Genomic DNA, 23611 nt, shown 5'->3' with positions numbered 1-23611 from the left:
AGAACCTACTCCGTTGCGGACTTCTGTGGAAATATTATTCCAATTGAGCACCGGACCGTGGTGGATGACAACATTGACCCACTGATTAACTGTCTGCCCGATACAACTGTTTATTACGATACACTCGTGCCTCCTGCGGTAACTACCCTGGATGACTTCATCCTGCAGGGGGGAACTGCTTCAGATAACTGCCAGCTTGATTCAACTTCATTTACACTGGTCTCTGAAGTGCCGGTCGTGGTGGGTGACAATACCGTGATCACACGAACTTACTCGGTTGCTGATATGTGTGGGAACACTGCCACCTGTGAGCAGACCATCAATTTAAATAAGCCGAATACACCACCTGAGGCTATTGTTGACAGATTTAGAGGCGGATGTAATCCTATTAGCGGAATGTTACTGGATAATGATTTCGACCCGGATGGTAATGCAATCTCAATAAACATTGTCCCAATTTCACAACCAACATATGGAGATTTAACCATTATGGCCGATGGATCATTTAAATATGAATTCATATTTACTGAAGCCCTAGTTGACAGTTTCATTTACCAGATTTGCGATGATCATCCAGATTCAAAGTGCGATACAGCAATTGTCTACATAACCGTTTTCGCTGATAATGACTGCGACGGAATTGACAATGCTATTGATATCGACGACGATGATGACGGCATCCTGGACGTTGATGAAGGTGATGGAGAGATTGATTCTGATGGAGACGGATTCCCCAATAGTCTGGATATTGACTCTGACAATGATGGTATTGTTGACAATATCGAAGCACAGCCAGAAGGTCATTTTATACCGTTGAGTGGTATTGATGATAACCAAAACGGACTGGACGATATATACGAAGACGGTAATAAATTAGGCATTACCCCCGTTGATACAGATTCTGATGGCACTCCTGATTATTTAGATCTGGATACAGACGACGATGGAATTCCTGATGTTATTGAAGGATTCGATATTGGAGCAAAAGGAATTGCACAAATTGAACCAACTAATTATGACGTTGACCGCGATGGACTGGATGACGGATACGATTCGTATTCCGGTCGCATTAATTTAGCCGATATCGATAACCCATTTGGGTCAAGAGCAACTTTGGAAGATTTTGATGGTGATGGCTGGAGAGACTGGCGAGATGTTGATGATGATGGCGATGGCATCAAAACTAAATATGAAGATTTAGATAACAATGGCATCTATTTCGACGATGACCTGGATTACGATGGGCATCCGGAATATCTAGACAAACGTGCAGATTGTGAATTATTTATTCCAGAGGGATTCTCTCCTAATAACGATGGAGTTCACGATTTCTTCCAGATATATTGTATTGAAAAATATCCAAATGCAAAATTATTGATTTTTGACCGATGGGGAAATAAGCTTTATGAACACGAAAACTACGGTAACCAGGATTTCTGGGGTAATTATGACGAATCTTGGTGGGATGGAACAACCACCCGAAATCCTAATAAAAAGGTAGATCCAGGCAACTACCTCTATATTTTAGAGACTAGTACTGGATCATCCGAACGTGGATTCGTAATGGTTTCTTACTAGAATAATCGTAGGAATCACTAAATTAGCGGGGAAGGTTTGAATAATTGAATGGAGAAAAGGTCAAAACATATAGTTGCTTTAATTGCTTTAATACTTTTCACATGTATTGAAGCTTTCCCTCAGAAAGCATTGCCTGAAATGGATCCTATGTTTACTCAATACATGAGTAGTATTCAAACCGTAAATCCGGCCTATGCTGGTATGTGGGACAAAGTTGGAATTCAGGTTTTACATCGTAGATTATTCGCCGGAGCTGATGGTGCAACCGAAAGTCAAGCCTTCTCTCTTTATTCTCCTGTGAAAAACGAGAATAACGGCATCGGGCTTTCTGTAACCAACGAAGAAATAGGTTATGAAAAACGGCTTAGTATCACTGGTGATTATGCCTATCAAATAAGGCTATCTTGGAAAACAAAACTACGACTGGGGTTGAAAGCAGGTATTATCAATTTCGACAATCTATTAAATAGATATGATTTGTATCCTGATGGCAAACCAGACACTGAGTTTCAAAATGATGTTGACATCAACCTGATGGTAAGCTGGGGAGTTGGAGCACTTGCCTATAACGAAGACTATTACATTAGCTTTTCTATTCCGCAAATAATCAATAACGGGTTCGCAAAAAATCGAAATAATTACTCTTCACTGGCAGAATTAAGGTATGCATATTTAATTGGAGGTTATGTTTATAAACTTCCCTATCAAATAAAATTTAAACCATCGTTTATGTTGAAAGGGGCATTTGAAGCCCCACTTCAGTTGGACCTCGCCGCCAACTTCCTTTTTTTTGATAAGTTTTGGGTGGGTGCCATGTATCGAACCAATAATACAATTGGATTTGTTACTTCTTTTAATCTATTTAACCATATCCGCTTTGGTTATGCTACTGATTTTTCATTGAGCAGTGGGATATCTCATTACTCATTTGGGTCGCACGAATTCAGAGTAAGTTATGAGTTTGACTTCTACAGAAGACCGTATGTTAAAAAGCAGTATTTCTAGGCCAACATCCCCTTCCTCTTTCTCTTTTTTCAAAATACGTTAGCCGTTCACCTATCAAAATGTGTAATTGATTGAAAGCTTTGAAACCCTTTTAAAAAATGCTTTATGTTTGATATAGTAAATGCATAAAGCACTGAAGCGATTTTTTTCATAGAAATAATTAAACAGCATCAAAAAATTATTTGAAATTGCCAAAAGTGCTATTAATCAAAGCCCCCAGTCCCCCCTGGCGGGCTTTTCTTTTGTATAAATCCTCATTTTTAAAAATCCATCATATAACTATTTCCTAAAATATATTTCGCACTTTAAGGTCTTTATATATTTCTTTTTTTGTAATATCCAAGAAAACCTACGCAACTTCAACGTGCAACTCCAGGGAAGCAACCAACAACACAAAACAAGCAACAAAGAACACAATACTGCCCTTTTTCCATTTTACAAGCTCAAATATCCCATTCACCCAATAGTATTTTTCGAACATTGATTTTAAAAATTCATTTAACATTTATTAAATATGTTTGAATTCAGCAGCTGCTAAGATCATTTCAAAACAGCTACTTACAAGGGGTAAAAGGGTATTTGTTAGTTTTTTTTAGATAAACACATGAGTTAATATTGACTCATTTCGATTAGGGCATCTTTTCAGAACGCCCTCTACCCTCCATTTTAGAATACTGATTATGACGCAATATATTAACCTTAAATTTTAGTCTATGAAAAGAGGATTATTACTTAGTCTAGTTATCCTGCTAGGGTTCTCTCAACTACTGATGGCTCAAACCAGGCGGATTACTGGTAATGTCACTTCGACAGAAGATGACCTGCCGATTCCCGGAGTCTCAGTTGCTGTGCAAGGAACTACTATTGGTACCATTACGAATATTGACGGAGATTACCAATTAAGTATTCCGGAGAACGCAGAGAAGCTTGTATTTTCATTTGTGGGGATGCAACTCATCGAAATACCTTTAACTTCTGAAAATGTATACAATGCAGCCCTTACCCCTGACGTTGTTGGCATCAATGAAGTAGTTGTCACTGCAATGGGTATCAAGAGAGATAAAAAAGCTCTTGGATATGCAGTGAGTGAGTTTAGTGGTGAAGATTTCGGAAACGTAGGAAATGACGATGCCACGAAAGCATTACAAGGAAAAGTTGCTGGTGTCCAGATTTCTGCTGGATCTGGAGCACCGGGTGCAGCGACCAGAGTAATTGTTCGTGGTCTTTCAACAATTACCGGTAGCAACCAACCTCTTTACGTTGTTGATGGAGTTCCAATTAATAACACATTCGCCAGTGGAAATGCCACCGAAAATTCAATGAATGCCAATGCAAAAGTAGACTTCGGTAACTCAGCGGCTGATATCAACCCTGCAGATATCGAAACCATTTCGGTACTTAAAGGGGCAGCTGCATCAAACCTGTATGGTTCCAGAGCTGCAAATGGTGTTATCATGATTACAACCAAGAAAGGTGCTAAAAATGAAGACCTGCAAGTTAATTTCTCCAGCGCTTCTGCATTTACTGAAGTAGGTCGACTTCCTTATTTCCAGAAAGTATTTGGACAAGGATGGAGCGGCACTTATGATTCAAAAGAAAATGGTAGCTGGGGGCCAATTATGGATGGAAAAGATCGTTTGACCGGATACGTTGTTGACAACTCACAGCAAATCGCTCCTTTCTCGTATAAAGAAAATGGAATTCGCGATGTTTATGAATATGGTTATTCTATTAACAATACAATTGCTCTTTCCGGAGGTGGAAACCTGATGGGCTGGTATGCATCAGCAACCAATTCAACAAATGATGGTGTGCTTCCGGGTGATGTAGACGTTTTGGCAAGAAACACCTTAACTTTCAAAGGAAACGGTGGCACTGAAAAAACCAAAGTCAGTTTTGGGATGACATACATCAACCGTACTCAAAAAACAATTCCAACCGGACAAGGGGACGATGCTGGAACAGGAGCAGTGATTTACTCAGATATCCTTTATCAACCGGTTAACCACTATTTACCAGATTACAGAGACTATAATTACAAATTCAATAATCTGGATAATTATTACAATGGATATGCTCAGAATCCCTATTTCACCCTTAATGAAACAGGAGCAAAAGCTGACCAGAACCGTGTAATTGGAAATTTGAACATCACTCAAGATCTTTTAGAAGGATTGAACATTGCATTTACTAGTGGTATTGATACCTATTCTCAGTTTTCGAAAGTGCATGGTGCAATTGCGAAAGTTACTCCGGGAGCTAATAACGATGGCACCATTAATGACGTGGTAGGCGCTGTTAAAGAAGAGGGTAGATACCAAACGCAGCTTAATGGTGACTTGATTGCAAATTATACGAATGAAGTAGATTTATTTGGAGGCAATTTAAAATATAATTTATTGGTTGGCAGCAATGTAAACCAACGTTCTTTTAAACGAGTAAATATTATTTCAAAGGGATTGGTCGTACCAGAATATTACAATGTTGGTAATATTAGTGGTTCAGCCGAAGTGTATACCAATGAGTATAAAAGAAGGCTGATTGGTGTATTTGGACAATTAGGACTGGAATTTAATGATTATCTGTTTTTAAATTTCCAGGCTCGTAACGATTGGTCTTCCACATTACCAATTGGAAATAACTCCTTTTTCTACCCTGGAGCAACCATGGGCTTTATTTTTTCAGAATTACTTCCTGAAAATAAAACCCTTTCTTATGGAAAGCTAAGAGCAAGTTATGCCTTTGCCGGTAATGATGCAGCACCATTTATGACTTCAGAGATTTTCAGACCATCAATCTTACGTGCAGGTGGTTTTGGATCGACAAATTACCCTGTTGGTGGAGTTCCGGCATATGAGAAATATCAGCGTTTAGGCAATCCAAATCTAAAACCTGAATTGTCGAAAGAATTTGAAATTGGAACTGACTTGCGTTTCTTCTCAAACAGAATCGGAATCGATTTGGCTTATTACAGAAAAACAACCACTGATCTGATTATGGATGCAAATATCGCAGCTTCGTCAGGTTACCGTGAGATCACTTCAAATCTTGGACAGATTACCAATGATGGAATTGAGTTAATGCTACATATCACTCCGGTCAGAACCCAAAATTTCACTTGGGACTTCATATACTTATACAATCAAGCCGACATGGTTTTGGATGAATTATCGGAGGAACTCGGTGTTTCTGAGTATTTGATAAACTCTGCTTATGAAACTGAATTTGTTGCTATTCCTGGAGAACAGCTAGGAATGTACCGAATCCCTGACTATAAATACTCACCGGATGGAAAAATTATTGTAGGTGACAATGGATTGCCAGTTGAAGGAGATAAAATTCTTGTTGGCTCTTCTGTCCCCGACTACAATATGTCATTTACAAACAATATATCCTTCAAAGGATTTAAGTTCTCTTTCCTGATTGACTATCAAAAAGGTGGCTTGATGTATTCGAATACAGCCGGTGCCACATTCTGGTCAGGAAATAATGAGCAATCAACAACAAATAACAGAAGGCCTTGGGTGATTCCAAACACCGTAACTGAGATAAAAGACAATGATGGAAATGTAACCGGTTACCAGGAAAATTCGACACCAGTTGTCGATAACTGGCACGAATATTACTCTGCAAATACCAATAAGCCTATTGAAAGCTCTCGACTTATTCCTAGAACCTTTATTAAGCTACGTGAGGTTTCACTTTCCTATCGGTTTGACAAAAAGCTACTTAATCAAACTTTTCTGTCTTCAGCAAACCTTTCCATTTATGGCCGGAATTTATTCTTATGGACTCCTGCTAAAAACAGTTATGTCGATCCTGAAACAACTACCTGGGATAACGACATTGAAGGATTATTTGGTGAGTTTAACGGAGCCCCTGGCGTACGAACTTATGGACTAAAATTAGACGTAACCTTTTAAATGATGAATAGGATGAAAAAATTATCAATAATATTTAGTTTAGTCCTGCTATTATCCTCATGTGATAAATTTCTGGACATCAATGAAAATCCGAATTATCCTAGTGATGTTTCTGATGAGCTACTTCTAACTTCGGCAATCGCAGCCACAACGAATGTATACGCTGCAGACTGGGGACTTATTGGCTCTTTCTGGTCACAACATTGGGCTCAAAACAATACTTCCTCTCAATACAAAATTTATGAATCATATGCGCTAAGTAGTAACACCAATGTTATTGAACGTTCCTACAGAGCCATGTACGTAGATGCTTTGGGAGATAATGAAATATTCCTGAAAAAGGTTGAAGCAAATGAAAACTGGGGAGCCTATTTAATGGGAGCAGTTATTAAAGCTTACGGATTTCAATATCTGGTTGACATGTATGGAAATGTTCCATATGATGAAGCTTTCCTTGGATTGGATAAGTTGAATCCAATTATCAATTCTGGCGAAGAAGTGTATGGTTCAATCTACACATTACTTGAAGACGCACTTTCAAAAGACATGTCAAACTACATTCGTTTGCCTTATGAAAAGAATGATATCCTTTTCCAGGGAAAACTTGATGACTGGGTTGGATTTGCTAATTCATTAAAATTAAGAATTCTGCTACGTCAGTACGATGCAAATCAGTCTTTTGCTGAAACTGAAATCACTAAAATACTGGATGGTATTGAGGCTGGAAGCACGACAATGCTTACAAAAGACGTTGCAAACTCGAATTTCGGAGATGAAGATGCTGATAGTAAAAGGAATCCGCTTTATGAATCTGATCAGGCACAACTTAATACCACTAATAATATTCGTGCAAATGCCACTTTTATTTCTTACTTAAAGCTGCATTCCGACGATCGCATAAATTCTCTTTTTGCAGAAGTCGGCGGTGATATTATTGGTATGGTTACTGGATCTTATAATGTTCCATCAACCGAATTTGAAGCACCAGATATTATATCCAAGCCATTTATCACAGCACAAATGCCAGTTTACTTGATGACGTTTGCAGAATCGGAACTCCTTATTGCTGAAGCATATTTACGCATGGGTGATGATGCGAAAGCTAAAGAATACTACGAAAGTGGAGTAACGGCATCATTTGCCAGGATGGGTGCAGATATTGGAACTTTATTAACGACTGATTATGCATTCCCAACTACGACATTCGAAGAAAAGCTCAAAGCCATTATCATGCAAAAATGGGTGGATGCTGCTGAGGGTGGCAGAGGACTTGAATCACATATTGAGCGGGTTCGGACTGGTTATCCCGAAATATCGCAAGTAAGTGACCAAGTAGATGAGGGTTATATATTGCCTGAATCTTATGTGCCGGGAACACTTATATACAGTAAAAAAGGAACGACCGGAGGTATATTGCCACGAAGGTTTCCATACGCTGATTCTGAATTAAATTTTAACTCGAATGCCGCTGAATATAAATCATTATCTGATGGAGATGTGATTTTATCCCGTGTGTGGTGGAATAATTAATCTTAATACTTAGTAAATATGAAAATATTAAAATATAGTTTATTAGTGATATTGAGTCTTGTCATCTTTTCCTCATGCGAGAAAGATTACGACAGTTTTATTACTAAAATAACGTACTACCCTACCTTCGAATTAGAAGGCGGAAATCTAATCAGACATCAGGCAGGGACTCCTTACACTGACCTAAATGTTATTGCCCTTGAAGGAGAAACCGAGATTGATGTTACCGCAGTTCCTAATCCAAACATTGGCGAAGTAGATTATAATACTCCTGGTATTTATGCGATTGATTATTTTGCAACCAATGTAGATGGTTATGATGGCACAACAACCCGGTACGTAATTATTACCAACGAACCCGACAACAACTCTCATGATTTATCTGGAACCTATGTTCTCGATAACCCCTCTTTGGTTCCTTTTGAAATTGTAATAGAAAAGAACAAAGCGGATGGCACTTACAACATGGGTAGTTTCTATGGCTATGAGAAAACTTATGGCGATGAATATAAAATGCCTGTCCGGATAGTTTATGTTGAAGATGGGTTAGGGGCATTGATGCCAATGGTTGACCTTTTTGGCTATTATCTTACAGCATCTTGCACAATAGCAGAAAATGGAGATCTTTCGTTCTCTATCAGCAGAGACGGCAATGCCTGGTCATCAAGAGTATGGAGAAAAGTTCAATAATCTTAAAATTGAAACGATGAAAAACTATTTTATATATTTAATTCTAGCAGTTGCTTTACTTGCTTCTTGCGATAAAAAAGAGGATTACGAGCAAATAAATTCAAATGCAATGGAAGCTGCAGGCGAATGGTGGGTTGACTACAATGATGGCACTGGAGGCTCAGGATATTATAAACTTCATACATATAATACGGCTAGTGATCTAGGCGATACTATATGGATTGATGATGTAGATGAATTTTGGGTTTATAAGGTAAAATGTCCTGTTAACATAGAAGATCTTACATTCTCAGGTACAGGACTTACAAGTGTTGCTTTGTGGGATGGAGAACCTTATGATATAACTGTTAATATTACAAACGGTAAAATCATTAAAAATGCGGTAACAAACCTGGCTTCAGGAGTAACCGCTGACAGCATCTACTTTGAAATTGAATTTGAAGATGATCCTGGAACAATTTATCAAGCAGCCGGTTTTAGAAAAACAGGATTTGTTGAAGACGAACATTAACATTAAAGTTTAACAACGATAATACAAGGGATACCATTTTGGTGTCCCTTGTTTATTTTAGATAGGCACTCTTAATAGTGATTACATTTTCCCATATCCGACCATTGACTGAGTTCCATTCTCATGCTTCATCCCAGTATCATTAGTTATTTCATGAATGATTGGTTATCAGTTTTTAACAATGCCACAGAAATAAACCAACAATGGAGATTTAAAAATTGACTTTTACTTAACCACCTGTTAACAAACTATCTGCACCTTAGCAGCAATTAAAAGTTGAAAATATGAGTACAACTACCAGGGACCTGACAGTTTCTGTTATTTCAGATATTCATTTAGGCACACATGCCTGTAAAGCTAAAACTTTACTGAAATATCTAAAATCAATCAACCCGGAAATGCTCATCCTCAACGGTGACATCATTGACTCGTGGCGATTTAGTCGAAATTATTTCCCAAAACCACATTTAAAAGTGATACGCCAGTTCATTAAAATGCTCGAAAAAGGAGTGAAAATATTCTACATCACTGGTAATCACGATGAATTTTTGCGAAAGTTCGATCAATTTGAAATGGGAAACTTAAAAGTGGTTAATCAACTTATCCTTGAATTGAATGGCGAAAAAACCTGGATTTTTCATGGTGATGTATTTGATCACATTATCCATCGGGCAAAATGGTTAGCTAAGTTTGGTGCAGCTCTTTATGGTTTTTTGACTTTAATCAATAAAATCATTAATATCCCAATTGTCTTGTTTGGATTTAAAGAGGTTATTATCTATAAAAGCATTAAGAAAAAACTCATTAAAGAGAAACCACAACTCTCCAAGTTTGAAACTTTAACCACCAAGGCTGCAGCTGAGAAAAATTGTCAAACAGTAATTTGTGGGCATAACCACGTCCCTTGCGATAAATCAATTATAAACGAACAAGGAACTATCAGATATTTGAATTGTGGTGATTGGGTAGAGCATTTAACCGCTGCGGAATATGTTGCCGGGAAATGGCAGCTACATTATTACAACACCGAAGAAAATGACAGTTTCTCCCCTCTGGATGATATGGATATTCCCAACAAAAAAGAACTCTACCTTTCATTATTCCGCGAATTAGCTCAAGCCAACTAATGAAAAGAAAAAAAATCGATGAAAATACTCTACGCCATCCAGGGAACAGGTAACGGTCACCTTGCACGAGCGACAGAGATTGTTCCACTCTTAAAAAAAATGGCAGACACAGATGTCCTGGTAAGTGGAATACAAGGTGATATTAATCTCCCTTTTCAGGTAGATTATCAGTTTTATGGATTGAGCTTTATATTTGGAAAAAAAGGGGGTGTGAGTATTTCAAAGACCCTTTTACTTGCCAAACCATTCCGGCTCATTCGAGATATTATCAAATTACCTGTAAAAAAATATGATCTGATTATTTCAGATTTTGAGCCAGTTTCGTCATGGGCATGCAAGCTTCGAAAAAAGAAATGTATTGGAATGAGCCACCAAATAGCTGTAGTGCATCCTAAAGCTTCCAAACCTCAAGTCAAAAATCGACTTGGATGGTTCATCTTGCAACATTATGCTCCCACCAATCCAAATTATGGTATTCACTTTCAATCACTGGATGAGCATAATTTCACACCTGTTATACGTTCATCCATCAGAGAAATTGAACCAACAAATAATGGACACTATACGGTTTATTTGCCTGCCTACAGTGATGAAGAAATCTTTCAGGAATTAAAAACTTTCAATCATATTAAATGGGAAATTTTTTCAAAGCACACTAAAGAAACCTATACAAAGGATAATATCCACTTTCACCCAGTTTCCCTGGAAAAATTTACCCGTTCATTTACGACTTGCAAAGGTATTTTATGCACCGCTGGATTTGAGACCCCTGCGGAGGCTATTTTTATGGGTAAAAAACTATGTGTCATCCCCATGAAAAACCAATACGAGCAACAGTGCAACGCGGCTTTTTTGCAAAAAATGGGAATCATGGTTTTACACGAACTTAAAAATCAATCAACTGCCATAAGATTTTGGCTGGGGAATCCACAAAAGCTTGAAATTGATTATCCCGACAATACCGCTGATATCCTTGAAAAGATTGTTTTTTCGGCATAATTCTTGCTTCATCCTTTTGGAAAAATATATCTTTATAAAAAACCAGTAATCGTGGGCAAAATCACTCTTTTTCTTATTATTATATTCTATTGTTTACAGCTTGGGGCACAAGAAGTTTTTGTCTATGATTCGAAAAATGGCAATGCAATTGATGCCGTTCTAATATATTCAGAAACACAAAGCACGCAAACAGACAAGAACGGGAAAGCTTCTCTTGATATATTTAAGGAAGACGAGCCTTTAATTTTTCAACATTCTTCCTACTTAAAACATCAAACAACTCTTAAGAAAATTTGGTCGCAAAACTACCGGGTACGACTAATAGAAGATCCGGTAAGCCTCGACGAGATCGTAATTTCAGCTAATCGTCGCGAACAATCAAAGCGAGAAGTTCCAAATAAGATTGTAAGTATAAGTCAGGAAGAAATTTCATTTAGCAATTCGCAAACAACTGCTGATTTACTTGCAAGTAAAGGCGGAATCTTTATCCAGAAAAGTCAGATGGGTGGTGGAAGTCCAATGATTCGCGGTTTTTCAGCCAATAGACTTCTTTTGGTGGTTGATGGAATTCGGATGAATAATGCCATTTACAGAAACGGGAATCTTCATAATGTTATTTCACTCGATGCATCAACGCTTGAACACGCAGAAGTAATTTTCGGGCCTAGTTCAGTAATGTATGGTAGCGACGCTTTAGGTGGAGTTTTTCATTTTCAAACTTTGAGCCCCAAATTATCAACCAAGGATTATGCAATAAGCTCACAACAAATATCAGGCAGGTATTCGAGCGCAAACTTCGAGAAAACGTTTCATACTGATATTAATTATGGAGCTAAGAAATGGGCCATGCTAACAAGTATCTCCTATTCAGATTTTGATGATTTACAAATGGGAAACAACGGTTCTTCATCCTACTTGAGGCCAGAGTATGTTCGGCCAGGACTGCCTGATCAAATAATAAAGAATTCCAAACCAAAGAAACAAATACAAAGCGGTTATTATCAATACAACCTGATGGAAAAGATTCGATTCCGTCCAAACAATAACTGGGATCTAAATTACGCTTATCATTATTCAAAATCATCAAACATCCCGCGTTACGATCGCTTGATTCAATACAGTGGCGATCAACTAAAATATGCAGAGTGGTATTATGGGCCACAACTGTGGCAGCTTCACTCCCTTCAGGTAAATCACTCAGCAAATACTGCCATTTGTGATAAGGCGAACTTGATAATTGGTTGGCAGAAATACACGGAAAGCCGACATAATCGAAAACTGAATTCAGAAAAAATAACTGACCGACAAGAAGATTTAAATGTTCTTACTTTGAATTTGGATTTGGATAAAAAGATCGATCAGAATAATTTCATTTTTTATGGAGTAGAAGGCAACTACAACCGGGTAAAATCGACAGGAGAGGTAAGGAATCTTGAAAATGGATCTTCATCAGCCACTTCATCCAGATATCCGGATGGTTCGACTACAACGAGTCTTGCAGCATATCTAAGTTACAAATTAACCTTAAATAAACGCTTCGCATTACATGCCGGGGGCCGATATACATTGGCATGGTTAAACGGTGACTTTGACAGTAACTATTTTGATTTTCCCACAGAGGGTTTCTCAAACCAACATTCTTCACTAACCGGAAACATCGGCTTGGTTTACCACCCTTCGGAAGGCTGGCAATTAAATGCAACGGCTTCAACCGGATTTCGCTCTCCCAACATCGATGACATTGCAAAGGTTTTTGATTCGACACCCGGGCATGTAATTGTACCAAATCCAGATTTGAAACCAGAGTATGCAAGAAACCTGGAAGTTGGAATAGTTAGAAGCTATAGTGATTTGGCCAAGATAGAACTGAGTTTATTTTACACCTATCTTGACGAAGTTATGGTGAGAAGGGAATTCACCTTAAATGGGATGGATTCTGTTGTTTACGACGGAGAGATGAGCAAAGTTGAAGCTCTTGTAAATGATGACTATGCACACATTTATGGAGGAAGTTTCTTATTTGAACTTCTACTTAGTGAGAAGATATTGTCTCGAAATTCCATTACACTAAACAAAGGTCGGGACAGTCACAAGTTGCCCGTTAGACATGTTGCCCCACTGTTTGGTACTTCACATTTAATTTTTGATGATGGACGCAAAAAATTTGATTTCTACATAAATTATAATGGATCAATGCCGTTTGAAAAACTCGCACCTTCGGAACAAGAAAAACTCTATTTATATGCGATTCATGATAATGGAAATCCATACTCACCGGCTTGGCTAAATCTCAACTTCAAATCATCTTTCAGAATTTATCGCAAATACTACATAAATCTGGGGATGGAGAACATTTTAAACAAGCGTTATCGTCCATACTCTTCTGGGATTGTCGCAGCGGGAAGAAATTTCATTGTTTCTTTCAGAGCAAACATATAAAACCTCAAGCATCACTCCATCTATTTGTTTTTGAATACTTAACTTTAATATTTATTAAAGCTAATACTAGTATCCAATAGCAAAAAGCTTCGTATATTGAAGCTGTTTGCAATTCATTGTCACACAATCTAAATATTAAAAAATGAAAACATTCAAAAAATTCTTATTGATCGTTCTCATTATTGCAGCCCTTTTGGTAGTTATTGCTTTTTTCTTACCTCAACAAGTACATGTTGAACGAACTGCAACAATTAATGCTCCTGTGAAAGTTGTATTTAATCAGGTAAATGATCTTCATTCCTGGGAGAAATGGGCTACCTGGAACCAAATTGATCCAAATATGAAAATTCAATTCATTAAGTCAGGAATTGGTGAAAACGCCGGCTATGCCTGGCAAAGTGAAAATAGTCAGGTTGGAAGTGGGGAGTTAATTATTACTGCTTCTGTCCCGTACGATTCAATTGCAACTTCTATGAATTTAATGGATGAAGGTACTGCCAATGGATACTTTCTTTTTGAAGATGAAGATGGTAAAACCAATATTACCTGGGCTTTTGACAGCGATCTCGGATACAACCCGGTTGCCCGCTGGTTTGGATTAATGTTTGATTCGATGATTGGAAGTGACTTTGAAAAGGGGCTTGACAATCTCAAAGTAGTCTCGGAGATAATTGTACAGGAAAAGCGTCCAATAGTTGAAATTCGTAACATGCCAACCGTAAAAATTGTAAGCATTCGTGAAGAAATAAAATGGGAAGAAATTGAGATGAAAATGGCTTATATGTATGGCGAATTGCTAAAATTCATTGAAAAAGAGAATCTTTTGATGGCCGATGTCCCTATTTCAATCTATCACAAAATTGATAATGGTATGATTGATTTGGAAGCAGCAATTCCTGTTGAGAAACTTCCAGAGGAGACAAGTGGCATTATTCAAGCTCGCGAGATAAAAGCAGGAACGTATGTTCATGCTGATCATTTTGGCCCTTATGACCAACTGGAAAAAACCCATTCGTTTATACAAAAATGGATGCATCAACATGAACTATTCGTAAATGGCAGTCCCATTGAAAAGTATTATACTGATCCGCAAAATGAACCGGACTCTACCAAATGGCATACATCGATTTATTATCCAATATAAATTTTAACCGGCAATTGCCGGTTAAAATTTATTCCAGCAAATCAACTTGCAGAAATTCATCAATCCAAGGCATTGCTCCGTACTCATCTTCCAGTTCTTTCCGGGCCTGCTGATATTCTTTTGTCTGCCCGGTTTCAAGATACGCTTTGACAATAAATATTTTCACCTGAACACTTAAATAGTCACATGCTTCTGACTGGTTGGAAAAGAGTTGCAGAGACTTTTTGAAACACTCCAAAGCTTCTAATTTATCTCCACCAAACAAGGCTGGCCGATTGTACAATGAATTCCCCATTTCCAGCCACCCCATAGGTTCATTTTCATCAATGTCGAAAGCCTGCTGAATGCTTGAAGCCATTTTTGGACCGAGGATTGGTGCTTTATAAATTGCCAGGCCAATTTTAAATGCATAAAATGCCGCTTTAAAACTGTGTAGTTTCGGACTGTTCGGATATTCTTCCAAGTTTTCGTTTAATTGATCATCAGCCTGTTGAAGCAAATTTCGGGCCTTATCTTTCTGGCGAGTTCCAAAATAATACCCAATCAATCCGTACTGTGCTTTGTGCTTGATAAGCTCCCATTTTAAATCACCATTTTCATTTCGCTCAATCTCCTGAATCCAAACTGGCCATTCACTTAAATCGCCTTCAATGTAAGACTGTAAAAGTTTGCAGTCATAACTTTCCCAACTATTTCCATTTCCAAACAGATTCGTCCCCAACAATAAAATAAACAATCCCAACGCCAATTTCTCAAACATCTCCAATTCAATTTAATATTTAAAAATCCCATCGTCTTTTAACTGATACAAACGCCACCATGGAGCACGTGGATTTTCATGATGTTCCCAATGATATCCAAAAAAATAGCACGACAGCATTGCCCACCAATGCGGTCCACGCTGACTTCGAGCTTTATGCGGTTTCATATAATCCAGATGCGGTTTGCGGTGTGGCAAATAGGTTCCCACAAAAAACAATTGAAAAGTCGACAAGACAGCTGGTACTATCCAAAAAATGATTAAAGATGGTACAGCAATCCATATCTTCAACAAATTAAAAGCAACCGCCATAAATAAAAACTGCCAAATGGTTGCATAACGTTTTAAGAACGTAAACCACCAAAGAAAAAAGTTCTGTGATTTGACATAGAAATCAGGGTCTTTCTCCGTGCCGGGAAATTGATGATGCAGATAATGATTCTTCCTTAATTTCTGATAGGAAAGCCCTGCAAACGACAAGCTGGAAATCCATCCAAAAATGGTATTCGTTTTCATCCTTTTAGCAATAAGTCCATGCATTGCATCATGCCCGGTAATAAACAAACCGGTGTACAGATATGCCTGAATAAAAACATGAATATATAACCAAGGATTGCCCCAACTAACAGTGACAAAAAACAGGCTGTAACACAAATGCAAAAGCCAAAAAAGAACAACTAATATGGCAATTATTATCCCCATCAAACCACAATGAAATTCATACAAGCAAAAAATAAAAATTGAATAATGATTAACGAGGAAGCCATTTCATTTTCTGCCTTTAGTTTCATTTTCCACATCACAAAAAAGATGACCAAGGAAACCAAAAACCAATCCAGAAAATTTTTCAATGGAACAATCCCACCTTTCCAATTCCACATATCTACTTGCATTGCAACAGGCTCCATTGCCATATCAAAACCAACCATCGAGATAGCAGCTAAAACAATAAAAAACCACTTACTATGCAATCCCGGGAAGCTGGCATAAATGCAGTAAGTTAAAATCAACCAATTCAAACCTATAAGCAAAGGTGTTCCCATAACCTTTGGACCAAGCGTATCTCCATATTCATAATTCCCAAACAACCAATGCTTGTTAACCCCGATCACTTCGACGGCAAACGTAAAAAGCATCACCCCAATCATAAATAAAATGATCTTGTAATCCCATTTCTTATGAAATAGGAACAATAGAAAGGCATTTAAAAGAAGATTTAATGGAATCAGATTTTTAAATAACTCCCTGGATTGGGGGAAACTAAAGCCAATCAGACCCACAATATAAAAGACAATTAGAAAAACTCTTCCAATTGTTACCGCAGTAATATTATATGCCAGTGTTTTCAATCTTCTTTGTCTTGAATTATACGTGCTACAATTTTTGCCGATGATAAACAAAGCGGGATGCCACCACCGGGATGAACGCTTCCACCAACAAAATACAATCCACCAATTGTTCGGTGAAAATTTGGATGCCTGTTAAAAGCAGAAAACCGACTATTTGAACTTGGCCCATAAAGGGCACCATGATATGAACCAGTCCTCTCTTCAATTTGCAATGGATCAAGTATTTGTTCAAACAAAATATGCTGCTCAATGTTCTCTCCCAACATCCTGTTTAGTTTTGAAATCACAACCTGTCTGGTTTTCTCGATCAGCTGAGACCAGTCCTGTCCAATGTTTTCCGGAGCATTTACCATGACAAACCAATTCTCACATCCACTTGGAGCATCACTTTCATTTTGCTTGGAACTAATAAACAAATAAACTGTTGGATCGTCTGATAACTGCTTCTTGTTGAATAGAAAATCAAATTCTTCCCGATAATTCTGACTGAAAAAAATATTGTGAAGGTCTAACTCTGGAAATTGCCTTTTCACTCCCCAATAGAAAATCAGAGCCGAAGTTGACCGCTCTTCCTTTTTCAATTTTCTAAGCTTTTTTGAATCCGGAAGCAATCGGGAATAAAAGTGATAAATATCGACATCGCTAATAACCATATTTGAAGAATAAAATCCTCCTTTAGTCCCAACACCTTTAACATGTTTTTTCTTCGAAACGACGGAACAGACCTCTTCATTAAAATGAAATTTAACACCAAGCTTCTTTGCCTGTTCGTATAATGAATTGATAATGGTCCGCATTCCATTTTGCGGGAAATAGGCGCCCAATGCATGTTCCAGATGCGAAATTACATTCAGTGTCCCGGGAGCTCTGTATGGATTGGAGCCGTTGTAGGTTGCATATCGATCAAATAGTTGAACCAAATGCTCCTCTCCAATCACTTTTTCGTTTGTCTTGTGCATTGATTTAAGAGCGTTGATTCCCGGAAGTGCAAATAATCGTTTTAAATTACCGAATGTCCACAAATCTTTGATTCGATGAATTGAACTGAATAGAAAAACCGGAGCTGTGTTTCTATAAATAAAAGCAGCCTTATTTATATGTTTCAAAAGCCGTTTACGAGGAATGCTGACTTTTGAGTTCAACTCTTGCGCAAACTTTTCAATGTCGGCAAAAGCGTTTATTTGAGTCCCATCCTCATAAAAATAGCGGGTAATTGTTTCCAGTTTATCGTAAGAGAATTGATACTCTTCATCAAGCAATTCATCCACTAATTCAGGGAGTGTGAATAGTGATGGCCCCATATCAAAGCGAAATCCCTGCTGCTGAAACTCGGCAACTTTACCTCCAGGAGTTGAAGCTTTTTCAAAAACATCAACTATAAAGCTCATTCTAGCTAAACGAATGGCAACTGCAATTCCGGCTATACCTGATCCTATAATAGCAACGCGTCTCATAATGAGATACAATTTAAGAAACATAGATATATGTTGTATAAAATACCTAACTATTAAAAACATTTTGCGTCATAATTGTTTAACTATTCTAAAACATCATTAAACAAATGGCAAAAAAAGCACTTATTGTTGGAACAGGGTTAGCCGGATTATCTACCGCATTGAGATTGTCAACTCGAGGATATCATGTTGAAATGGTGGAAAAATATCACCAAGCAGGAGGCAGGCTCAATTTATTGGAGAAAGATGGATTTCGCTTTGACATGGCTCCCACATTTTTCAGCATGAGTTATGAATTCAACGAACTGATTAACGAATGTGGAATTGAAATGCCCTTTGAATTTGTGGAGTTGGATCCGCTTTATGCTGTTCATTTTGAAGGTGACAAACGATCGTACTTAATTTATAAGGACTTGATAAAACTGGCAAAAGAATTCCAGGAGATTGAACCTGATTTTGAACGAAAAATGAAACGTTTTTTGCAGTCTGCAGGAAACATTTTCCATGACACTCAAGATATTGTCATCAAGCAAAATTTTAACAGTCTTGCCTCTTATTTACTTCAGCTTACCCGCGTTCCAATAAAACATGCGCCAAAAATGTTTTACTCCATGTGGAAAGAAATGGAGAAGAATTTTGATTCATTTGAAGTCAAAGTCATTTTTTCGCTGGTTGGCTTTTTTCTGGGTGCAACTCCATTTGATACGCCTGCTGTTTACACCATGCTTAACTACACAGAAATGGTTCACGATGGTTACTATAACGTGAAAGGTGGTATGTACAAAATTGTGGAAGGGCTGGTTAAAGAACTCGAAAAGCGTGACGTCAAAATGCATTTTGGAGTTGAAATTGATCGTTTCTCAAACACCAACGGACAATTAGATTCATTTATTGACACCACTGGAAAAAAATGGGACGCTTACCTATTTGTTGTCAATGCTGATGCTGCCTCCTTCCGTGGACAAGTTTTAGAACGAAGAGCTTTTACACAAGAAAAGCTGGATAAGAAAAAATGGACATTGGCACCATTAACGATTTACCTGGGACTGGATACGAAAGTTGAAAACATGTACCACCATAACTATTTTCTAAGAAGAAATTTCAAGGAATATGCCAGTAAGATTTTTAAAAACTCGATCAAACTGGACAAACCATATTACTACGTCAACATACAATCCATGCACAATTCGGAATATGCACCTCCCGGAAAGGAAAGCATTTTCATTCTTTGTCCCGTTCCTGATTTACGTTACAAGAACAACTGGGATGACGCTGAGAATATTGCAGATGCAATCGTTCAGGATTTAAGTGAGCGAACCGGATTTGATTTCGCTTCTCACACAGAAAGCAGGACCGTACTAAACCCGACAAACTGGGAAAGCATGTTCAATCTCTATCGTGGAAGCGGACTTGGTCTAGCTCACGACCTCAATCAGGTTGGCGGTTTTCGGCCTTCAAATAAAGATGAAAAATTTAACAACCTCTACTATACGGGAGCTTCAACAGTGCCTGGCACCGGGCTACCTATGACAGTAATTAGTTCAAGATTAGTAACCGAAAGAATTTTAAAAGATGATGGAGCTTTATCGAAAAAATAATTTGGATTGCAGCCGTGCCACCACTCGCAATTACAGTACTTCATTCGCGATGGGAGTGAAAATGCTGAACAGAAAATACCGCCCCGGGATTTACAGCATCTATGGATTTGTAAGGTATGCTGATGAAATTGTGGACACTTTTTTCAATCAAAATCAGGAAGAGATTTTTCGGGAATTTAAAGAAGACACCTATAAAGCGATTGACAGAAAATTCAGTATCAATCCAATTATCGACAGTTTTCAAAATGCGGTGCATAAATACCATATAGACATGGAATTAATTGAAGCATTTTTACGAAGTATGGAGATGGATTTAAATCAATCAGTTTACCGTGCTGATCAGCTAAAAGATTACATTTATGGTTCTGCAGAAGTAGTTGGATTGATGTGCCTGCGTGTTTTTTATTTTGATGAGCCCGAAAAATATGATGAACTAATTGCACCGGCACGTAAGCTTGGAGAAGCCTTTCAAAAAGTTAATTTCTTAAGAGATGCTCAAGATGACTTTGAAAACAAGGGACGCATTTACTTTCGAAATATTGATTTCAACAATTTTACGGAGGATATAAAAAAGAATATTGAAAAAGAAATCGATCAGGATTTCAAAGAAGCTTACCACGGAATAAAGCATCTAAAAAAAGAGGTTCGTTTTGGAGTGTACCTCGCATACATCTATTATTTGCGGCTCTTGCGAAAAATAAAACGGGCATCTGCCAAAGACATTCTTAAACAACGCTACCGGATTTCTAATGCAAAAAAGGCATATTTGTTGGCCAATGCGTATATGAAAAACTCGCTGAATCTTTTTTAAATGGAGCTGAAAAACTACACCTACCTTGGATTACTTTTTTTAACTTTTATTTTTCCTTTTGTATTGAGTTTTGACAAGAAAGTACATTTCTGGAAAAATTGGAAATACCTGTTCCCGTCCATTCTCATCACCGCTGTTATTTTCCTTATTTGGGATGTAAAATTCACTGAAGCCGGAATATGGAGTTTCAATCATGAATATACCCTCGATCTGTACATCAAAGGAATGCCGATCGAAGAGTGGCTGTTCTTTCTGGTCATTCCATATGCCTGCGTTTTCATTTACGAAGTAATGAAGGCATATTTCAATAAAATTAGCTTCCCCAATGTATCGATTGTAATTGGACTACTTTTAATTGTCGCTTTTGGGGCATTGGCACTTTTCAATACAGACAGGTACTATACACTTTTCAATTATTTATTCGCAGCAATCTATTTGGCGTACATCATATTTCGGAATCAGCATAAACATATATTTTCACATTTCTACCTGGCATATCTCATTTCATTGATTCCATTTTTACTGGTCAATGGGATTCTCACCTATTTACCAGTGGTTGAATACAATCAGGCTCACATTTTAAATCAGCACGTTTTTTCAATCCCAGTGGAAGATTTTACATACTTCTTCTTATTGCTTTTGATGAATGTGAGTATCTATGAGAGTCTTAAATCTAAAATGGGGGCCAAAGGTTAATACTATTCCGCAGCTAAAATTTTAACAACCATTTTTTTCACTTTGACAGCACCATCAATCTGGATGCCAGGACGATGAACATCCGTTGGGAAGAAAAGGAAAAATACCTCGGAGTTTGCTTCATAATAATCCCCTTCTCCATCACCATAAAAGAGGAGGTCTTTTTCTGAATTGTACTCAGTTGCTCCTTGAGTTTTTTTCAAGTTCATAACCCCCATTCGCTCGTCGCCGTCAATAACATATTGCAAATCGATGTATTTACGATGCGACTCCCATTTGGCATCTTTAAATTCTTTGGTCTCATATTCCGAAACCATTGCAAAGGCTATTTCGCCATCAATGGTATATTTGCCGGGTTCAAGCTTATCAAAATCCGTTTCCTTAAAAAACTGAAATACTTTTTCCCATAAATCCGGATTGGAATGATATTGTCTGAAGAATTCTATTTTATTGGTTGACAGGTGCAGTGAAGTTGATATTCCGTCTTTCCAACTGCCATTTTCGATCCAATTATTAATCTCGTTCATTTTTTTTCGTTCTCTTGAGTTTTGATTGCATCCCACCAAAAGTGAAACTATAATTACAAAAAGTAAAATTATTTGATGTCTGGTCAATTTTACCATTTCATCCCATTTTACAAATAAAACTGAAAATCAAATTTAGAAAATATAAATCATTACCAGTTTTTAACTTAACAATACAAGAAAAAAACATTCAATTAGCAGGTGTGAAAACACTAAAAATTAACGTTAAGAAAACTTAAATTCACACTTAACCTCAATTAGTTATGAAATATTTTCGACAACTTTACGTTCGTTTTAAAAAGTTAATATGAGGAGAAGGATATGCTGGGTATTTTAAAGTTTCTACACGTATTTTTACTAGCTTCAGTAAAATATTTTCTAACCTTTCCATACGCGATGCTAATTGGTCTTGACTTTGGTCAGACGATGTTGGTAGTTACGCTGGGAGGTATCGCAGGTTTTGTTTTTTTCTATTTTTTAAGTGGATTGCTTATCAAGAGTTTTCTTGCCATTAAGGCAACGGTAAAAAGATTGCTTCCTGAATTTTTAGTAAGCAGAATAATCCGACTTTTTAAGCTGAAAGCTGAAAAACAAAAAGCCAAGCTGGTCTTCAGTAAGAAAAACCGTTTTATTGTCAATTTTCGCACTAAATACGGTTTTTGGGGAATTATTATCACCACTCCAATCTTGCTGAGTATTCCAATTGGAGCATTTTTGTTGAATAAATACTATTCTCGTCAACGATTTGCGTTTGCTTACATGATTGTATCCATTGTAGGTTGGGCGATGTTGTTTTCGGCGATTGTAATTATATTCCCAAAACCAATTTAGATCAATCGATCGTTTTTCTATCCTGTTCGGATGAATTATCTTTAAAATCAAATTAAAATCGATTTGAAGGATATCTCTATGACTAATCAGGAATTTTATGATTTGCTTGACTCTTGGGAAAATATCGAAGTCTTACTTCAATATTTAATTGATTACCCCAAACACATCCGCACTTTAATCGATATTGGATTAAAAGATTCCCGGTCGTCCAGTTGGCGGGCTATATGGTTGGCGGATAAAATTCATGAAAAGCAAGCTCATTTAATTCAACCGTATATTCCTGAGTTGATTACTTCGCTTCGTTATATCAATAATGAAAGTAAAAAAAGGCACCTGCTCAAACTTATTAGCCTGAACAAGATGCCTGAAGAAGAGTTATCTTTTTTACTCGAATACTGTATTAATGAATTTACCGCAGCTGAGCGTCCAATTGCTATCAGGGTTCATGCGATGCAAGTACTTTTCGAGATCTCAGAACTTGAGCCTGATTTCAAGGCCGAACTAATTCAAATTATTGAACACGAAAAGGAATATCATGGATCTGCCGGAATCCATTCAAGAGGTAACAAATTGCTCAAAAAGCTGGAAAAGCAAACAATGAGAAATTAAAGATTGCCTTTCATCAATCCGGAATTGTACATA

Annotated in this window: 21 protein-coding genes; 15 read left to right on the top strand and 6 right to left on the bottom strand. The window is 37.4% G+C overall.

The window, feature by feature from the left end; genetic code table 11:
- Together ACUNWD_RS20035 and ACUNWD_RS20030 are read left to right on the top strand one after the other, a co-directional pair.
- Positions 1-1578 (top strand): T9SS type B sorting domain-containing protein (locus ACUNWD_RS20035; RefSeq protein ID WP_445589647.1); only part of this gene is annotated, 1578 nt, incomplete at its 5' end.
- Positions 1579-1626: 48 nt separating this feature from the next.
- Positions 1627-2583, top strand: coding sequence for a PorP/SprF family type IX secretion system membrane protein (locus ACUNWD_RS20030; protein WP_445589646.1), 957 nt, complete (start codon positions 1627-1629; stop codon positions 2581-2583).
- 349 nt (positions 2584-2932) lie between these two features.
- Here the strand turns inward: ACUNWD_RS20030 and ACUNWD_RS20025 are convergent, their stop codons facing one another.
- Positions 2933-3088 (bottom strand): hypothetical protein, encoded by a 156-nt coding sequence (locus tag ACUNWD_RS20025; protein WP_445589645.1) that lies wholly within the window; start codon positions 3086-3088, stop codon positions 2933-2935.
- A gap of 208 nt (positions 3089-3296) precedes the next feature.
- Here ACUNWD_RS20025 and ACUNWD_RS20020 point away from each other — a divergent pair, with 208 nt between their 5' ends.
- From ACUNWD_RS20020 to ACUNWD_RS19985, 8 genes are all read left to right on the top strand, one after another.
- Complete coding sequence (locus tag ACUNWD_RS20020; protein WP_445589644.1) at positions 3297-6506, top strand: SusC/RagA family TonB-linked outer membrane protein; 3210 nt, start codon at positions 3297-3299, stop codon at positions 6504-6506.
- A 12-nt stretch (positions 6507-6518) separates the two neighbouring features.
- Positions 6519-8036, top strand: coding sequence for a SusD/RagB family nutrient-binding outer membrane lipoprotein (locus tag ACUNWD_RS20015; RefSeq protein WP_445589643.1), 1518 nt, complete (start codon positions 6519-6521; stop codon positions 8034-8036).
- Between the two features lie 18 nt (positions 8037-8054).
- Positions 8055-8726 carry an immunoglobulin-like domain-containing protein gene (locus ACUNWD_RS20010; RefSeq protein WP_445589642.1) on the top strand — a complete coding sequence of 224 codons (672 nt, stop codon included), beginning with the start codon at positions 8055-8057 and terminating at the stop codon, positions 8724-8726.
- Between the two features lie 16 nt (positions 8727-8742).
- The gene (locus ACUNWD_RS20005; RefSeq protein ID WP_445589641.1) at positions 8743-9237 is read left to right on the top strand and encodes a lipid-binding protein; all 495 of its coding nucleotides are present in this window, start codon (positions 8743-8745) and stop codon (positions 9235-9237) included.
- Between the two features lie 284 nt (positions 9238-9521).
- Positions 9522-10364, top strand: a complete 843-nt coding sequence (locus tag ACUNWD_RS20000; protein ID WP_445589640.1) for a UDP-2,3-diacylglucosamine diphosphatase — start codon at positions 9522-9524, stop codon at positions 10362-10364.
- A gap of 18 nt (positions 10365-10382) precedes the next feature.
- Positions 10383-11363, top strand: a complete 981-nt coding sequence (locus ACUNWD_RS19995) for a glycosyltransferase family protein (RefSeq protein ID WP_445589639.1) — start codon at positions 10383-10385, stop codon at positions 11361-11363.
- A gap of 51 nt (positions 11364-11414) precedes the next feature.
- Positions 11415-13802: a TonB-dependent receptor plug domain-containing protein gene (locus ACUNWD_RS19990; protein ID WP_445589638.1), complete on the top strand. Its 2388-nt coding sequence runs from the start codon at positions 11415-11417 to the stop codon at positions 13800-13802.
- Between the two features lie 142 nt (positions 13803-13944).
- Positions 13945-14946, top strand: a complete 1002-nt coding sequence (locus ACUNWD_RS19985) for an SRPBCC family protein (RefSeq protein WP_445589637.1) — start codon at positions 13945-13947, stop codon at positions 14944-14946.
- A 28-nt stretch (positions 14947-14974) separates the two neighbouring features.
- Here the strand turns inward: ACUNWD_RS19985 and ACUNWD_RS19980 are convergent, their stop codons facing one another.
- From ACUNWD_RS19980 to crtD, 4 genes are read right to left on the bottom strand one after another with little or no spacing between them, the layout of a single operon-like run.
- Positions 14975-15706, bottom strand: coding sequence for a hypothetical protein (locus ACUNWD_RS19980; RefSeq protein ID WP_445589636.1), 732 nt, complete (start codon positions 15704-15706; stop codon positions 14975-14977).
- 12 nt (positions 15707-15718) lie between these two features.
- Positions 15719-16408, bottom strand: coding sequence for a fatty acid desaturase (locus ACUNWD_RS19975; protein WP_445589635.1), 690 nt, complete (start codon positions 16406-16408; stop codon positions 15719-15721).
- A complete protein-coding gene (locus ACUNWD_RS19970; protein WP_445589634.1) occupies positions 16408-17055 on the bottom strand; it encodes a carotenoid biosynthesis protein in 648 nt (215 codons plus the stop codon). The genes ACUNWD_RS19975 and ACUNWD_RS19970 overlap by 1 nt, the downstream gene beginning before the upstream one ends.
- Positions 17052-18509 (bottom strand): 1-hydroxycarotenoid 3,4-desaturase CrtD, encoded by a 1458-nt coding sequence (crtD, locus tag ACUNWD_RS19965; protein WP_445589633.1) that lies wholly within the window; start codon positions 18507-18509, stop codon positions 17052-17054. Before crtD ends, ACUNWD_RS19970 begins: the two co-directional genes overlap by 4 nt.
- 107 nt (positions 18510-18616) lie before the next feature.
- Here crtD and ACUNWD_RS19960 point away from each other — a divergent pair, with 107 nt between their 5' ends.
- From ACUNWD_RS19960 to ACUNWD_RS19950, 3 genes are read left to right on the top strand one after another with little or no spacing between them, the layout of a single operon-like run.
- On the top strand, positions 18617-20107 hold the full coding sequence (locus ACUNWD_RS19960; RefSeq protein WP_445589632.1) for a phytoene desaturase family protein: 1491 nt from the start codon (positions 18617-18619) through the stop codon (positions 20105-20107).
- Positions 20082-20918, top strand: coding sequence for a phytoene/squalene synthase family protein (locus ACUNWD_RS19955; protein ID WP_445589631.1), 837 nt, complete (start codon positions 20082-20084; stop codon positions 20916-20918). The genes ACUNWD_RS19960 and ACUNWD_RS19955 overlap by 26 nt, the downstream gene beginning before the upstream one ends.
- Entirely contained in the window at positions 20919-21614 is a 696-nt protein-coding gene (locus tag ACUNWD_RS19950) for a lycopene cyclase domain-containing protein (protein WP_445589630.1), read from the top strand.
- A gap of 2 nt (positions 21615-21616) precedes the next feature.
- Here ACUNWD_RS19950 and ACUNWD_RS19945 read toward each other — a convergent pair whose 3' ends face one another.
- The gene (locus tag ACUNWD_RS19945; protein WP_445589629.1) at positions 21617-22141 is read right to left on the bottom strand and encodes a YhcH/YjgK/YiaL family protein; all 525 of its coding nucleotides are present in this window, start codon (positions 22139-22141) and stop codon (positions 21617-21619) included.
- Positions 22142-22459: 318 nt separating this feature from the next.
- Here ACUNWD_RS19945 and ACUNWD_RS19940 point away from each other — a divergent pair, with 318 nt between their 5' ends.
- On the top strand, positions 22460-22969 hold the full coding sequence (locus ACUNWD_RS19940) for a hypothetical protein (RefSeq protein WP_445589628.1): 510 nt from the start codon (positions 22460-22462) through the stop codon (positions 22967-22969).
- Between the two features lie 78 nt (positions 22970-23047).
- Positions 23048-23578, top strand: a complete 531-nt coding sequence (locus tag ACUNWD_RS19935) for a hypothetical protein (protein ID WP_445589627.1) — start codon at positions 23048-23050, stop codon at positions 23576-23578.
- The last annotated feature ends 33 nt before the right edge of the window (positions 23579-23611 follow it).

Source organism: Sunxiuqinia sp. A32 (genome assembly GCF_052690465.1).
The sequence above is the reverse complement of the archived record's forward strand: the minus strand, read 5'-3'. Positions and strand labels throughout refer to the sequence as shown.